This window comes from Cellulomonas fimi ATCC 484 (assembly GCF_000212695.1).
Lineage (GTDB): Bacteria > Actinomycetota > Actinomycetes > Actinomycetales > Cellulomonadaceae > Cellulomonas > Cellulomonas fimi.
On sequence record NC_015514.1, the window covers coordinates 4175889 to 4191076 of the forward strand.

The 15188-nt window shown below is 76.0% G+C and carries 15 protein-coding genes; 2 read left to right on the top strand and 13 right to left on the bottom strand.

The features are described 5' to 3' along the window. Window positions 1-105 precede the first annotated feature (105 nt). The 10 genes from CELF_RS18865 to CELF_RS18910 form a co-directional block, all read right to left on the bottom strand. Window positions 106-732, bottom strand: a complete 627-nt coding sequence (locus CELF_RS18865) for a GNAT family N-acetyltransferase (protein ID WP_013772862.1) — start codon at window positions 730-732, stop codon at window positions 106-108. A 98-nt stretch (window positions 733-830) separates the two neighbouring features. Further along, complete coding sequence (locus CELF_RS18870; RefSeq protein ID WP_013772863.1) at window positions 831-2495, bottom strand: sensor histidine kinase; 1665 nt, start codon at window positions 2493-2495, stop codon at window positions 831-833. 199 nt (window positions 2496-2694) lie between these two features. Next, window positions 2695-2958, bottom strand: coding sequence for a MoaD/ThiS family protein (locus CELF_RS18875; RefSeq protein WP_013772864.1), 264 nt, complete (start codon window positions 2956-2958; stop codon window positions 2695-2697). Continuing rightward, window positions 2955-3230, bottom strand: coding sequence for a DUF6457 domain-containing protein (locus CELF_RS18880; protein ID WP_013772865.1), 276 nt, complete (start codon window positions 3228-3230; stop codon window positions 2955-2957). Before CELF_RS18880 ends, CELF_RS18875 begins: the two co-directional genes overlap by 4 nt. Then, on the bottom strand, window positions 3227-3907 hold the full coding sequence (gene mobA, locus CELF_RS18885) for a molybdenum cofactor guanylyltransferase (RefSeq protein ID WP_013772866.1): 681 nt from the start codon (window positions 3905-3907) through the stop codon (window positions 3227-3229). The genes CELF_RS18880 and mobA overlap by 4 nt, the downstream gene beginning before the upstream one ends. After that, window positions 3904-4380 (bottom strand): cyclic pyranopterin monophosphate synthase MoaC, encoded by a 477-nt coding sequence (moaC, locus tag CELF_RS18890; RefSeq protein WP_013772867.1) that lies wholly within the window; start codon window positions 4378-4380, stop codon window positions 3904-3906. The genes mobA and moaC overlap by 4 nt, the downstream gene beginning before the upstream one ends. Further along, a complete protein-coding gene (locus tag CELF_RS18895) occupies window positions 4377-5687 on the bottom strand; it encodes a molybdopterin molybdotransferase MoeA (protein ID WP_013772868.1) in 1311 nt (436 codons plus the stop codon). The genes moaC and CELF_RS18895 overlap by 4 nt, the downstream gene beginning before the upstream one ends. Window positions 5688-5748: 61 nt before the next feature. Then, on the bottom strand, window positions 5749-6972 hold the full coding sequence (locus CELF_RS18900) for a ThiF family adenylyltransferase (RefSeq protein ID WP_013772869.1): 1224 nt from the start codon (window positions 6970-6972) through the stop codon (window positions 5749-5751). A gap of 87 nt (window positions 6973-7059) precedes the next feature. Continuing rightward, window positions 7060-7428: a TFIIB-type zinc ribbon-containing protein gene (locus tag CELF_RS18905; protein ID WP_013772870.1), complete on the bottom strand. Its 369-nt coding sequence runs from the start codon at window positions 7426-7428 to the stop codon at window positions 7060-7062. Between the two features lie 99 nt (window positions 7429-7527). Continuing rightward, entirely contained in the window at window positions 7528-8697 is a 1170-nt protein-coding gene (locus CELF_RS18910; protein WP_013772871.1) for a pyridoxal phosphate-dependent aminotransferase, read from the bottom strand. Window positions 8698-8764: 67 nt separating this feature from the next. Between CELF_RS18910 and CELF_RS18915 the strand changes: the two genes are divergently transcribed. Further along, window positions 8765-9769, top strand: coding sequence for a magnesium and cobalt transport protein CorA (locus CELF_RS18915; protein WP_013772872.1), 1005 nt, complete (start codon window positions 8765-8767; stop codon window positions 9767-9769). Window positions 9770-9827: 58 nt separating this feature from the next. On the opposite strand, the gene CELF_RS18920 is transcribed toward CELF_RS18915, so the two are convergent. The 3 genes from CELF_RS18920 to CELF_RS18930 form a co-directional block, all read right to left on the bottom strand. Next, window positions 9828-10346, bottom strand: a complete 519-nt coding sequence (locus tag CELF_RS18920; protein ID WP_041553626.1) for a low molecular weight protein-tyrosine-phosphatase — start codon at window positions 10344-10346, stop codon at window positions 9828-9830. 194 nt (window positions 10347-10540) lie between these two features. After that, window positions 10541-10846, bottom strand: coding sequence for a DUF1905 domain-containing protein (locus CELF_RS18925; RefSeq protein WP_013772874.1), 306 nt, complete (start codon window positions 10844-10846; stop codon window positions 10541-10543). Window positions 10847-10948: 102 nt separating this feature from the next. Beyond that, entirely contained in the window at window positions 10949-14008 is a 3060-nt protein-coding gene (locus tag CELF_RS18930) for an esterase-like activity of phytase family protein (protein ID WP_013772875.1), read from the bottom strand. A gap of 250 nt (window positions 14009-14258) precedes the next feature. Here CELF_RS18930 and CELF_RS18935 point away from each other — a divergent pair, with 250 nt between their 5' ends. Then, entirely contained in the window at window positions 14259-14942 is a 684-nt protein-coding gene (locus tag CELF_RS18935) for a PadR family transcriptional regulator (protein WP_013772876.1), read from the top strand. Window positions 14943-15188: the final 246 nt, after the last annotated feature.

The following is a 15188-nucleotide window of genomic DNA, read 5'->3' on the forward strand; positions in this document are numbered from 1 at the left end:
GCGGGCTGGCCTCTGGCAGCTGTGTCTGGCCGTGCCGTGGATCGTCCCCCGAACGCGTCACCGAGAGGCGGGCGCCACGGCGTGACGCCACCCGTGACGGTTGCGTCAGGAGGGCGGTCGGGTCCACTCGTCCGCGAGGAGTGCGTACACGTACGTGTCGTGCCAGACCCGGTGCCCGTCGGCGTCGGCCGTGAACGACGCGGCCCGGAGGTGGTGGCCCTCGCGGCGCATGCCGAGGCGCTCCAGCAGCGCCCACGACCGCTCGTTGCGCGGGTCGCAGCGCGCGACCACGCGCCACGCCCGCCGCACCGTGAACACGTGGTCGAGCAGGGCGGTGCACGCCTCGGTCGCGTAGCCGTGGCCCCAGTGGGCCGGGTGGAACACGTACCCGAGCTGCCACGTGTGCCACTCGGCCGGTCCTTCGCCGGCCAGGTAGAGGTTCCCGACCAGGGTGCCCGTGGAGCGGAGCGACACCGCGACGAAGGCCGGGTCGTGCGCCCTGCGCTCGGCCTCGCGCGCGGCGGCGTCCGGGTCGAGCACGCCGTACGGCTCGTACCGCACGGCGTCGGGGTGGGAGAGGTACGCGTGCAGCGCCGTCGCGTCGCCCGCCCGGAACGGCCGGAGGTGGAGCCGGGGCGTCGTGACGTCGATGCCGGGTTCGGCGGTCGGCGCCGCCCGGTCCTCCGGTGCGTCGCTCGCACAGGGTCCGTCGCCACCATCCGGGTCGCTCATCCGCCCAGGCTCGCGGTCGCACGTCAGGCCGGGACGTGACCTAGGTCCCCGGCGCGTGAGGCCGCCGGGCACGCGTCGTCCCAGGTCAGGCGTGAGGTTCAGTCGAGCGGTGCCTGCCAGCGCAGCAGCGCCCCTCGTCCGGACGGGGGCTGCAGCAACGAGAAGGACCCGCCGACCTCGCGCGCGCGTTCCGCGAGGTTCCGGGTGCCCGAGGAGCGGGTCGGCGCCGCCGGGACGCCGACGCCGTCGTCCTCGACCTCCACGACGATCGACCCGTCACCGCCGGAGGCGACCGCCAGCCGGACCGACACCTGCCGCGAACGGGCGTGCCGCGCGACGTTGGACAGGCCCTCGCGCACCACCGCGACCACGTTGTTCGCCCGGCCGGGGGCGACCAGGGAGTCGATTGCGTCCGTGGGGCCGGCCGCGGTGACGTCCACGTCGACGCCGTCGACCGTGACGCTCAACGCGGGCGCGAACCCGAGCGACGCGCGCGCGAGCTCGACCTCCGCGACGACTCGCTGCACCAGGGGGATCGTCGCGCCCGGGTCGTCCAGGGTGCGCACGATGACGCGGATCTGCCGGATGCCGGCGTCCACGTGCTCCACGACCTGCCCGAGCGCCTGCGACACGTGCTCGGGGACGGGCACGGACGGGTCGGACCGCAACGACTCGACCTGCATGCCGGCGGCGAACAGCTGCTGGATCGCGAGGTCGTGCAGGTCGCGGGCGATGCGGGTGCGCTCGCCCCGCAGCGCCTCGTGCCCCCGCAGCCGCTGGGCCTCGCCCAGGACGAACGCGAGCGCCGCCTGCCGGGCGAACGACTGCGCGAACGTCAGGTCCTGCTCGGTGAACGGCTCCCCGCCCGCCGCGCGGAGCAGCACGAGGACCCCCAGACCGTCGCCGTGCGCGTGCAGCGGCGCCAGGAGCGCGGGCCCGAAGCCTGCGAACGCGGGGTGCGCGTCCGTCGACGCGTTCACGATGAGGACGCCCCCGTCGGCGCTGGTGAACGCCTGTCGCACCCGCGGGTCGTCGGTCGCGTCCAGGCCGAGGAGCTGGCGGCCGCCGTCGGTGACGATCTCGACGATCAGGTCGTCGCCCTCCGGGCCCGGCAGCACGAGAGCGGCGACGTCCGCCTCACCGCTGTCGGCGGCGGCCTGGGCGATCATCTCCAGGGCGTCCTCGGCGTCCGCACCCTCGAGGAGCATCGTCGTGATCTGCTGCGACGCGGACAGCCAGCGTTGGCGGCGCACCTGTGCGGCGTACAGCTGCGCGTTGTCGACCGCCACGGCCACGGCTGCCGCGAGAGCCTGCACCACCTCGACGTCGGCGTCGTCGAACCCGCCCTGCTTCTCCGACAGGTACAGCGTCCCGTACCGCTCGCCGTGCACGCGGACGGCCGAGCCGAGGAACGAGCCCATCGGCGGGTGTCCCGCAGGCAGGCCGCGGAACGCGGGGTGCTGCGTCAGGTCCTCCAGCCGCAGGACCCCGTGGTCGGGGATCTGCCCCAGCACACCCCACGCGTGCGGCGGGTGCCCGAGCGCTGCGGCGGTGGCCTCGTCGACGCCGCTTTGGACGAACGTCAACGACGTGCCGTCGGGGTCGACGATGTTGATCGCGCCGTACCGGGCTCCCGTCAGCGTCGTGCTGGCGGCGACGAACCGTTCCAGCAGGCTGGGGAGGTCCAGGTCGCCGGCCATGTCCAGGATCGCGGACAGCAGCTGTGACGTCCCGCCGGCTGCATCTGTCGTTGGTGCGTTCACGCCCCACGTACCTCCTTGCGCACCGCCCCACCCTAGACAAGGGCCGAAGGTCCCATGCCTACCGCCCGTGGGGCGGTTCGGCGCGGCGAGGTGACGGCGTGTCGCAGCGGGCGGCTCGCGTGGTCGCACGAGAGGGGCCGACCTCTCGGCCGGGACGTCGACGCCGTGGACCGTCGTCCGCGTCCGGGCGCCGGGGCGGTCAGCCGCCCGCGAAGGGCGGCAGGACGTCGAGGGTCGCGCCGGGCCGGACCTGGTCGGAGTCCTCGACGCGCACGCCGTCGGCCAGGAGCGCGCAGCGGGGCAGGACGCCGGCGAGGTCGGGGTGGCGACGCACGAGCTCGGAGACGACACCGGCGGCCGGCCCGGCCGGCACGGCCTCGGTGTCGAGACCGGCCGCCTCGGCCGCGGCGGCGAAGTAGCGGACGGTCAGCGTCTCCACCGCCGGGGTCGTCGACGCGGTCACGGCAGGACGTTCTCGTCGGACGCCCACGCGAGCGCCGCCCGCTCGACCGTCGCGAGCACGTCGTCGCCCGCGCGGCCCGACGCGACGGCGAGGCCCGCGACCAGCATCGTCACCGGCACGGCCGGCCGTGCGACCGAGTGCGCGACGTCCGCGGCGACGCCCAGGACGCGGTCGATGTCGACGAGCGCGGGGTCGACACCCAGCTCGCGCGCGATGTGGTCCACCCAGGCGGGCAGGTCGGCGCCGGGCGCCTTGCGGGGGTCGGTGCTCACGGTGTCCTCCGGTCGTGGTCGCTGGGTCCGATGCTGCCACCCGCAGCCAGCCGCGTGTCGAGCCGGCGGACGTCGTCCCACGTGTCCGCGTCGGCACCGGCGTCGTCCACGTCGGGGACGTCGACGAGGTCCAGGCCGCCGACGACCCGGCGGACGGCGACGTCGCGCGGGCCGTCCGGGAGGGCCGCGAGCGCCGCGTCCAGCGCGGTGCGCCGGTAGGCGGCCACGAGGTGCTGCGGTGCCCCGTCCGGGCCGACGAGCCGCGCGCCGTCCGCCGCCGGTGCTGCCAGCGCCGCCGCGACGAGCGCGGGCACCACGCGCACCGCCCCGGGGACGTCGCACGCGAGCACCACGACGAGGCGGTCGGGAGCCGTCCGCGGACCGGGGTCGGGCAGAGCCGCGAGGCCCGCGGCCAGGCCGGCGACGGGACCGCCGAACGGTGGTGACTCCTGGACGGTCGCGACACCCGGCCGGGCGACCGACGGCGGACCGACGAGGACGACGGACCGCGCCCCGGAGACGGCCGCGAGCGCGTGGTCCACGAGCGCGCGCCCGGCGACGACCACCGACCCCTTGTCGGCACCGCCGAGCCGCTGCGCGCGACCGCCCGCGAGCACGACCGCGTCGAACTCGTCGGTACCAGGCTCGGGCGCGGCCGGCGAGGCCGGACCGGTCACGGCTCGCGCCGCCAGTCGCCGGACTTGCCTCCGGTCTTGGCCTCGAGGCGGACGTCCGCGATCGACACGGACTTGTCGAGGCCCTTGACCATGTCGACGACCGCGAGCGCGGTGACGGACACCGCGGTGAGCGCCTCCATCTCCACGCCCGTGCGGTCGGCCGTGCGGACCGTCGCGGTGATCGCGACACCGTCGTCCTCGACGGACAGGTCCACGACGACGCCGTGCACGCCGATGACGTGCGCGAGCGGCAGCAGCTCGGCGGTGCGCTTCGCGGCCGCGATGCCGGCGACCCGCGCGACGGCGAGCACGTCGCCCTTCGGCACGGTCCCGTCGCGCAGCGCGGCGACGACGTCCGGGCCGCACACGACCCGGCCGGTCGCGGTCGCGGCGCGGACGGTCGGCTGCTTGTGGGTGACGTCGACCATGCGCGCGTGGCCGGCGGCGTCGAGGTGGGTGAAGGGCTGCGTCATGGGGTGATCCTCAGGACGGTGACGAGGTCGCCGGGCGCGACCTGCTCGATCTCGGCGGGGACGACGGCGAGGCCCTCGGCGACCGCCAGGCGCGCGACGAGGTGCGACCCGGAGCCCCCCGCGGTCGCGCGGACGACGCGCGGGTGGCGCGGGGCGGAGGTCGCGTGCTCGTCGGTGCGCTGCCCGTGGGCGGGCGGGACGGTGTCGACGTGGCGGCCGTCGGACTCGGGCGCGACGAAGCGGACCGGCATCACCTGCGCGCGAGCGGGCGGCGTGCGCCAGCCGTCGACGACGACGGCCGTCGTCGTCGGGCGCTCGACCTCCACGAGACCCCGCATCCGCAGCAGCGCGGGCCGCACGAACAGCTCGAACGACACGAACGAGCTCACCGGGTTGCCGGGCAGCGTGAACACGGGCGTCCCGCCGGGCAGCCGGCCGAGCCCCTGCGGCTTGCCGGGCTGGACGGCGACGGGGACGAACGCGACGTCGGGCTCGTGGAGCAGCGCTGCCTTGACCACGTCGAACGCACCGACGCTCACGCCGCCGGACGTGACGATCGCGTCGACCGTGCCGTCGAGGCCGTGCAGCAGGTCGCGCAGCGCGACCGGGTCGTCGCCGACGGGCCCGAGCCGCAGCGCCTCACCGCCCGCGTCGCGCACGGCCGCGGCGAGCAGCCACGAGTTCGAGTCGGGGATCTGCCCGTGCGCGAGCGGCTTCCCCGGGGCGACGAGCTCGTCGCCCGTGCTCACGACCGCGACGCGAGGCCGCCGGTGCACGGCGACCTCCGCGACGCCGACCGACGCGACCGCGGCCACGTGCGCGGGGCCCAGCAGCGTGCCCGCGGCGACGACGAGGTCGCCCGGCACGGCGTCCTCGCCTGCACGCCGGACGTGCTGCCCGACGACCTTCGGCGCGCCGACCCGGACGGTGACCGTGCCGGCGTCGGTGTCCTCGACAGGCACGATCGCGTCGGCGCCGGCCGGCACGGGTGCGCCCGTCATGATCCGCGCCGCCGTGCCGGGTCCGACCGTCGGCCGGTGCGACGACCCCGCGGGCAGGTCGGCGACCACCCGCAGCGTCACCGGGGTGGACGGCGACGCGTCCCGCACGTCCTCGGCACGCACCGCGTAGCCGTCCATCGCGGAGTTGTCCCACCGGGGCAGTGGCGCGTCGGTCGTGACGTCCTGCGCGAGCACGAGGCCGAGCGCGTCGGCCAGAGCGACGACGACGGCGGGCAGCGGTGCGGCCAGCTGCAGCGCTGCCGCGCGGTGCTCCTCGAGGCTGCGCAGCGCGGGGGTCGTCGGCACCCCCCGATCCTGCCACCCGACCCCGGCGCCCCGGCGTGCGGGACCACCGGGAGAAACGCCTTCAGGCGCGCGCGGCGAGCCAGGCGAGCACGCCGCCCTCGACGTTCGCGGCGTCGACCCCGGCGGCGCGCAACGTGCGGGCGGCGAGGGCCGAGCGTGCGCCGACCTGGCAGATGACGAGGACCGGGCGGTCGCGCGGCAGGTCGGGGACGGCCGAGCCGTCGAGGACGCGCGCCAGCGGGACGTGGGTGGCGCCCGGGACGGACACGACGGCGAGCTCCGCGGCCTCGCGGACGTCGACGAGCACCGTCGTCGGGTCGGCGTCGAGGCGCGCGACGAGCTCGGTGGCCGTCACGGTCGGCACGACGTCGTCGAGGGGGCGCGACGGGCTCGTCGCCGACGAGGCGCCGGCGCGCGCGGCGGTGGGCGCGGCGGGCGCGGCGGGCGCGGCGGCGGACCGCGGCGAGACCGGGGCGGCCGACCGCTCGGCGACGCCGTCGTCGGCGCCGGGGCGGGCGGTGCCGACGAGCGGCACCTCGGACCACCGGCCGCGCAACGCGTCGACGACGAGCACGCGGCCCAGCAGCGGCTCCCCCAGCCCGGTGACGAGCTTGACCGCCTCGGTCGCCATGACGGACCCGACCTGCCCGCACAGCGCCCCGAGCACGCCGGCCTCCGCGCACGACGGCACGGTGTCGGGCGGTGGCGGTGCCGGGAACAGGTCGCGGAGCTGGACGGCCGGGACCCCGGCGGGTGGACGGCCCCAGAACACGGTCGTCTGCGCGTCGAACCGCAGCACCGAGCCCCAGACCTCGGGCAGCCCGAGCCGTACGCACGCGTCGTTGACGAGGTACCGGGTCGGGAAGTTGTCGGTGCCGTCCACGACGACGTCGTACCGGCGCAGGACGTCGTCGACATTCCCCTCGTCCAGCCGCAGGGCGTGCACGACGACCCGCACGTCCGGGTCGAGCTCCGCGATCGCGTCGCGCGCGCTGTCGACCTTGAGCCGTCCCACGTCGGCCGTGCCGTGGATGACCTGCCGCTGCAGGTTGGTGACGTCGACGACGTCGTCGTCCACCACGCCGATCGTGCCGACACCCGCCGCGGCCAGGTACTGCAGCACGGGCGCCCCGAGGCCCCCGGCGCCGACGACGAGGACGCGCGCGTTGCGCAGCCTGCGCTGCCCGTCGACGCCGAGCCCCGGCAGCAGCAGGTGCCGCGACCCACGCGTCACCTGCGCGGGAGTCAGCGGTGGCCCGGGGTCGACGAGCGGGGGCAGCGGCACGCCGTCCAACCTACGTCGCGCGCGAGCCCGTCAGCACGGGCGGCCGCCGTCGAAATCGCCCGGACGCCCGTGCGTGAGGAGCGGTCGTCAGAAGTCGAAGAGGTCCTCCAGCCAGGACTCCTTCTTCTTGCGCCGGTAGCGGGGGTCGCCCGCGTGACGCGGGTCGGCGTAGCGCGGGTCGGCGTAGCGCGGGTCGGGGGTGCCGCGGCGGTCGTCGTACCCGCGCCGGTCGTCGAAGCCCCGACGGTCGTCGTAGCCGCGCCGGTCCTCGGGGCGCGGCTCGGCGGGGCGAGCGGGTCCGGACCCGAGGCCGGGGTCGGGAGCGGCGGCGCGGTCGAGGATCTTGTCGAGCTCGCCGCGGTCCAGCCAGATGCCGCGGCACGTCGGGCAGTAGTCGATCTCCACCCCCTGCCGCTCGGACATGACGAGCTCGGCCTGGTCGACGGGGCAGCGCATGGGTCCTCCCGGGGCGGTGTCCTGCGGTCGTGGGGTCAACGCTCCACGCGACCCGATCGTGCCCGTGGATGCTCCGCCGCGCTCGTCAACGTCGTGGCCTCAGGCTCCCAGCGTCGCCTGCCAGCGGACGACCCGGTCGACGGCCTCCCGCACCACCTCGGGCGACGACGCGAACGACAGCCGCACGAACCGGTGCCCGTCGACGGGGTCGAAGTCGGTGCCCGGCGTGAGGGCCACGCCGGCCTCGTCGAGCAGCCGCGCGCACCACGTCACCGAGTCGAGGCCCGACGACGACACGTCGCCGTACAGGTAGAACGCACCGTCCGCGGGGGCGACGTGCGTCCACCCGAGCTCGGGCAGCCGCTCCAGCAGGAGCGCGCGCGACGCGGCGTACCGCTCGACGTTGGCACGCGCCGCCGCGTAGCCCTCCGGGCTGAAGGCGGCCACACCCGCGTGCTGCGCGAGCGCCGGCGGGCACAGCGCGACGTTGCCCGCGAGCGCGTCGACGGGCGCGACGAGGTCGTCGGGCAGCACCAGCCAGCCGAGCCGCCACCCGGTCATCGCCCAGTACTTGGAGAACGAGTTCACGACGACCGCGCCGCCGTCGAGGTACTGCGCGGCGGTGGCCACGACGGCACCCTCGTCGTACGTGATGCCGTGGTAGATCTCGTCGCTCACCAGCCGGACCCCGTGCTCGGCGCACCACGCGGCGAGCTCGGCGAGCGACGCGGCGTCGACCATCGTGCCCGTGGGGTTCGCGGGGCTCGCGACGACGAGTCCGTCGAGCGGGCCGTCGAGCGCCTCGAGGTGCGCGACCGTCGGCTGGAACCGCGACTCCGGCCCGCACGGCAGCTCCACGACCTCGCACCCGAGCGCGCGCAGGATGTTGGTGTACGCCGGGTAGCCCGGGCGGGCGAGGGCGACCCGGTCGCCCACGTCGAACGCCGCGAGGAACGCGAGCAGGAACCCGCCCGACGATCCCGTCGTGACCGCGATGCGCGCGGGGTCGACGTCCACGTCGTACCAGGTCCGGTAGTGCGTGGCGATGGCGGCGCGCAGCCCCGGCGCGCCGAGAGCCTCGGTGTACCCGAGGTCGCCGCTGGTCAGCAGCTCGACGGCACGCTGCCGGACCACCTCCGACGCACCGGTCGACGGCTCGCCGGCGCACAGGTTGAGGACGTGCTCCCCCGCAGCCCGGCGCGCGTTCGCGGCAGCGAGGATCTCCATGACGGCGAAGGGCGGCACGTGCGCCCGGGAGGCGACCTTCACCCGCCCCATCCTGCCGTGCCGAGCACCACCGGGCGCCCGTTCGACTCTCCCGCCGGAACAGAGCAGCATGCGGTGCGTGATCGTGGACTGCGCCCTCTACACCCACGGCGTCCGGCGGCACCGGCTCGACGACCTGTTCGCCGCCGCGCAGGAGGCGGAGCGGGACGACGGGTTCGTCTGGGTGGGCCTCGTGGACCCGTCCGCCGACGAGTTCGACGCGCTCGCGGAGGGGTTCGCGCTGCCGGAGCTGGCGATCGAGGACGCGATCCGGGCGCACCAGCGCCCCAAGCTCGAGCGCTACCCCGACCTGACGTTCGCGATCGTCAAGCCCGTGCGGTACGTCGACCACGCCGAGGTCGTCGACGTGGGCGAGCTCGCGGTCTTCGTCGGGCCGCGGTTCGTCGTCGTCGTGCGGCACGGCGACTCGCAGGTCCCGGCGCGCGCCCGCCGGAGCCTGGAGGCGGACCCGGACACGATGGCGCTCGGGCCGTGGGCGGTGCTGCACCGGCTGCTCGACCTGACCGTCGACGAGTACCTGGAGGTCACGCGGTCCGTGGACGTCGACCTCGACGAGATCGAGGACCAGGTGTTCGGCTCGACGCCCGGCGAGGACCACGCGGAGCGCATCTACCGGCTCAAGTCGGAGGTGCAGCAGTTCCGGCGGGCGGTCGTGCCGCTCGTCGGGCCGCTGCACCGGCTCGCGGCGGGCCAGGTGCCGGGCGTCCCGGAGGAGATGGCACCGTACTTCCGGGACGTCGAGGACCACGCGCTGCGGGTCGCCGACTCGATCGAGACCGCCGACGCGCTGCTGTCCGGTGTGCTGGCCGCCGACCTCGCGCAGGTGACCGTCGCGCAGTCGCGCGTGAGCGTGCAGCAGAACGCGGACATGCGGAAGATCTCGGCGTGGGCCGCGATCGGCCTGGTGCCGACGGCGATCGCGGGGGTCTACGGCATGAACGTGCGCAACCTGCCGGCCGCCGACACCGGCTTCGGGTTCTGGGTGGTGCTCGCCGTCATCGTCGGCTCGTGCGTGCTGCTGCACCGCGCCTTCCGACGCAACCGCTGGTTGTAGGGCGGCTGTAGGGCGGGTGTAGGGCGGCAGCCCGCCGCGGCGTCCCGGCCGGAGCGGGTCAGCCCGCCGTCGCGGCGTCCCGGGCCGCGAGCGCCGCGCGGACGTGCGCGACGACCCCGTCCGCGGCCGCCTCGACCTCGGCGAGGCACGTGGAGAAGTTCTCCGGACCGCCGTACCAGGGGTCGTCGACGTCGAGCACGTGCTCAGGCTGGCCGGGCGCGACGAGGGGTGCGGCCGGGTCGAACGACCGGTACATCACGACGCGCGCCGCGACGCCCGCGTCCCCCGCGAGCCGGCGCAGCGCGCGGGCGTGGGAGGACGTCATCGCGAGGACGAGGTCGCGCGCCGGGAGGTCGGAGGCGCGGACCTGCCGCGCGCGGTGCCCGTCGCCGACCGGGTAGCCGTGCTCCGCGAGCACGGCGCGCGCGCGCCGGTCGACGGGCCTGCCGTGCTCCTCGTCGCTGATCCCGGACGAGTCGACGACGACCGCGTGGCCGAGGCCCGCAGCCTCGAACCGGTCGCGCAGCACGATCTCCGCCATCGGGGAGCGGCAGATGTTGCCGGTGCAGACGGTCATCACGCGGTACGGCTCGGTCACGCGCCCATCCTCGCGCACGGCCCCCGGGTCAGGGTCGACGCGCCGCGGCGCCGAGCGCGTGCACGACCTGGTGCTGGACGTCCCGCGTCCGGCCTGACGCGCGCAGGGAGCACCCAGCACGCGCCCCCGCGGCCGTGCGCACCGCGCGTCTCCACGCATCGACGACGCACAGGTCAGCGGCGCCCCGCGCGCTCGACGTCGACGGTCAGCCGCAGCGCGACGGTGTCTCCGAGTTCGATGCCCTCCGCCGCCCGGACCGCGTCCTTGAGCGGCACGAGGTACCCGCCCTGCTTCGGGAACAGCGACGTCGTCCAGCGGGTGCGGCCGACCTGCACCGCGACGGGGATGACGCCCCACCCGTAGCTGACCAGGGACGACGCGGCCCGCAGCTCGGCCGCCTCCGCGTCGGGCACCGTGACGAAGTGGAAGGGCGCCGGGCCCTTCCACCACCACACCTCACCGCTGAACCGCAGCTCCACGCGCCCATCCTTGCGCCTGGCCCCGCGCGAGACCGTGGTCGTCGCCGCGCACGCGGCGCGGACGGGGACGACCACGGTCTCGGTGCGGCGCAGCCGCCCGGGTCAGCGGCGGCCGACGACGAAGCGGGCGGCGCGGGTCGTGGCCGCGAGGCCCGGGCGACGGCGGGTCGCGACGACGACGGCACCGCCGGCGGCGACCAGGCCGGCGGCGACGAGAGCGAGCGCCGTCACGCCGTCCGCGCCCGTCGTCGCGAGCGCCCCCGCGCCCCGGCCGGACGCGGCGCGCACCTGGACCTCGACCCACACGGTCCGTCCGTCGACCTGCCCGACGAGCGCGAGGCGGTGCGTGCCGGGGGCGACGGACGACGGGATCGTCAGGCGCGCCTCGACGGCCCCGGTGGCGTCGGCCCGGGCCCAGCCGAGCGCCGTCGGCGCGGAGAACAGCCACACCTGCACCCACTCGCCGGGCACGAACCCGGCGCCCCGCACGGTGATCGTGCCGCCGGCCCGGGGCGTGCCGTCGACGGTCACACCGCCGCGGTTCGCGTCCGTGAGGCCGTCGGCGGTGGGCGTGAACCGGGGGACGTCGGGCCGGGTGGGCCCAGCGCCCGGCGTGGCACCGGCGCCCGCACCCGGCGTGCCGCTCGGGCTCGGGACGGGCGTGCTCACGGACGGCGTCGGCGTGGGCGTCGGCCCCGCGTCGAGGTGCCCCGCGAAGACGTCGGCCGCGTCACCCAGCGCCATCAGCACGGTCTCGCCGGTCGCGTCGACGGCACCGTCGTTGTCGGTCACGGCCCAGACGGTGCCGTCGCCGCCGACGGTCAGGCCCTCGAGCTTCTCCTGCGTCCACCCGTGCGTGGCGCGCAGGTCGGGCAGCACGTCGCGCACGAGGTCCTTCGTGAGCGTGCCGACGGTGCCGGGTGCGGGATCGGCCGGCAGGTCGACGGCGTAGACGCGCTTGACGCGGGCGGTCGGGCCGTTGAGCTTGTCCCGCTCGACCACGGCGAGCGTGTCGTGGTCGACGGCCGTCACCTCGGACAGCCCGATCCAGTCCCCGGTGGTGCTCGTGGTCTCCAACGGGTACGCGAACCAGGTCCACGTGCCGTGGTCGACGTCGAACCGGCCGATGCGCGCCGTCCCGCCGAGGCCGCCGGGATCGGTCGTCAGACCCCGCTGGAGGGCGACGAACACGTGCTCGCCGTCCTTCCCGGCCGCGACCGCGACACCCTCGACGCCCCACTTCGTCAGGCCGGACGCGACGTCGGCGGGAAGCGGGACCGTCTCGACGACCGCCCCGGACGCGTCGAGGCGCACGAGCTGGTTCGCGGCGCCGGTCGCCCCCTCGACCCCTAGCCAGAAGCCTCCGCCGGCGCGCGCTGCCACGCCCTCGACGTCCAGCCCGACGGGTGCGCCGTCGCGCGTCACCATGACCTCGCGGTCGACGACGGCGGGCGTGCCCGACACGTCGAGCGACAGCAGCCGGGTGGGCGTGTACGCGGCGTCCGTGGCCGACCAGAGCCGCCGGTCGTCGGCCGGGTCGGCGGTGAGCGCGCCGAGGGCGCCCCAGCCGATCGGGTTCCCGGCCCCGTCGTCGGCGGACACCACCGACGGGAACGCGGGCGTGCCGGACGCGGCGGCGTGCGCCGGGCCCCGGCCGAAGACGGTGACCGACGAACGGACCAGCGCGGACGCGTCGTCCTCCTCGCTCGACACGAGCAGCAGGTCGCGCGACGGCACGGGCAGGAGCCCCTCGGGCCCGTTCGTCGTCGCGAGCACCTGCACGAACCGCGGCACGGCCGGGACGGTCACGTCGTAGACGGCCACGAAGTTCGACCGCTCCGAGCCCACGAACGCGTACGGCGTGCCGCCGAGCGTCGCGACGGCCAGGCCCTCGGGCTCGACACCCTTCTTCGCGGCACGGTCCTCGGTGTGCAGCCCGACGCGCACCGCGAGCCGCTCGAGCTCGGCGCCCGCGTCCCAGACGACGGCGCCGGTGGTGTCGAACACCGTCCAGCCGCGCGTCCCGCCCTTCCAGTCCCCCTCGTTCGCGGTGGCGAGGTGCCCCGCGTCGAGCCACGCGACGGCGTCGGGCTCGCGCGGACGCGTCGGGAGCGCCCCGGTCTGGTCGACGCGCCCGTCCTTCGTCACGTCGACCCCCGTGACCGCGGCGGAGCCGGCGCTGAACACCCGCGTGACGGAGCCGGACGCGAGGTCCACGAGGACGACGCCGTTGTTCTCCTGCAGCGTCACCGCGACGGTCGTGCCGGTCGGGTCGACCGCGACGTACTCCGGCTCGGGGTCGTGCGGGGTGTCGAGGCCCGCGGCGACGAACGACGGCAGCGCCGAGCCGTCCGGTGCGGTGAACGGCACGGCACGCGTCGTCCAGGTGCCCGGGTCGGCGGTGTCCGGCAGGTCGAGCAGCTGGAGGAACCCGCCGGGTGCCTGCGGCAGGTCGCCCTCGTCGCCGTCCGCCGGGGACGCGTCCTCGTCGCGCTGGTTCTCGATCGCGATCGCAGCGTGGCGCCGGTCCGGTGCGAGCGCGATCGAGTCCGGCTGGCCACCCAGGTCGAGCGTGCGGACGAGGGTGCGGGTGCGCAGGTCGACGACGGCGAGGACGCCCGACGGGTCGGTGAACGACGCGGAGGTGTCGACGACGACGAGCACGTGGTTGCCGACGACCGCGACCGAGGTCGGCTCCGCGTGCTCTCCGACGCCGAGCCCCGCGTGCAGGTCCAGCGTGCCCAGGCCGGCCGGCGCACCGGGGTCGGTGATGTCGACGAAGCCGATGCGACGTGCGAGCGCGTCGGTGTGGACGAACGTGCGCCCGTCGTCGCTCACCGCCGAGATCTCGGCGACCGTCTCCGCCGTGGGGTCCTCCCCCGCGGGGCGGTTGAGGTGGACCGGGTACGTCGCGAGCCGGTGGAACGTCTGCTCCGCGGTCGGCGTGGACCAGTCCGCGGCCGCAGGGCGGGAGACGGCGGCGGCGTCCGCGACAGCGGTGCGAGCGGGTGCGGCGGCGGCCGTGGTCGCGAGCCCGGCGGCGAGCGCCGCGGCGGCGGTGGCGAGCGCGACGGTCGCGGTGCGGGGACTGGCGGTGCCACGGTCGGGGGTGCCGCGTCGGCGGCCGACGGGGTGGTCGGCGCGGGGCTGCGGACGCAGCATCGGTGCTCCTTCTCTCGGTGTCGACTTCGCTCGGTGTCGACCTCTCTCGGTGCCGACCTCTCTCGGTGTCGGCGCGAGGGTGCCGGTCACGGGTGTCGCACACCGGACCCGCAGGTGAACGCCGTCGGTCGGCCGGACGACGAGGTCACGCGGGCGGCCGGCCAGCGCCACACCCTTGTGACGCGATATAGACGCGATATACTCTGGGCCGAGCATTCGGCAGCGAGTAACCACGACGAGGGAGCCGGGCATGGCACCGCGCACGCGCAGCAACCCCCTCGCGCTCGCCGTCCTCACGCTGCTGTGGGAGCGCCCGATGCACCCCTACGAGATGTCGATGACCCTCCGCGAGCGCCGCAAGGACGAGACCGTCCGGCTCAACTTCGGCTCGCTCTACTCGGTCGTCGACGGGCTCGAGAAGCGCGGGCTGATCGAGGCCGCGTCGACCGAGCGCGAGGGCAACAGGCCGCCGCGCACCGTGTACCGGATCACGGACGCCGGCGCGACCGAGGCCGTCGACTGGCTGAGCGACCTGGTCCGCACGCCGGTCAAGGAGTTCCCGCAGTTCGAGGCGGCCCTCTCCTTCCTCCCGCTGCTGGCGCCCGACGACGTCGCCCGGCTCCTGCGGATGCGCGCCGCGTCGGTGCGCGTCACGCTCACGTCGCTCGAGTCGACCGTCGCCGACGCGCGCGCGCAGGGCCTGCCGCGGATCTTCGCGCTCGAGGCCGAGTACGAGATGGCGCTGCTGCGCGCGGAGCTCGACTTCGTGGTCGCGCTCGAGGCCGGCATCGGCGACGGCTCGCTCGAGCAGGTCGATCTGTGGCGGTCGCTGCACGACCGGGCCGACGCCGCCGGGCGGCTCGACCCCGACGAGCTCGCCGACGCGCTCGCGCCCTACCTCTCCGTCCAGGAGGACCCGCCCACGACACGCTGACCCGCGCGCCGCGCGACGGCGCCCACGAGACCCCGGGGACCCGTCCCCGGACAGCAGGTCGGCCCAGGTGCTGGCACACCCGGGCCGACCGGTGACGAACCGACCGAGGCCCCGCCGCGAGGCGGGACCACCTGTGCGATCCGCTGCACCGACCAGCATAGGTGGCCCCTCGGTCGCACCACCGGCGTCAGCAGGCGCCGGTGCCGTGGCCGTCCCGACGGACGGCGCGACCGACGAAGGAGCACC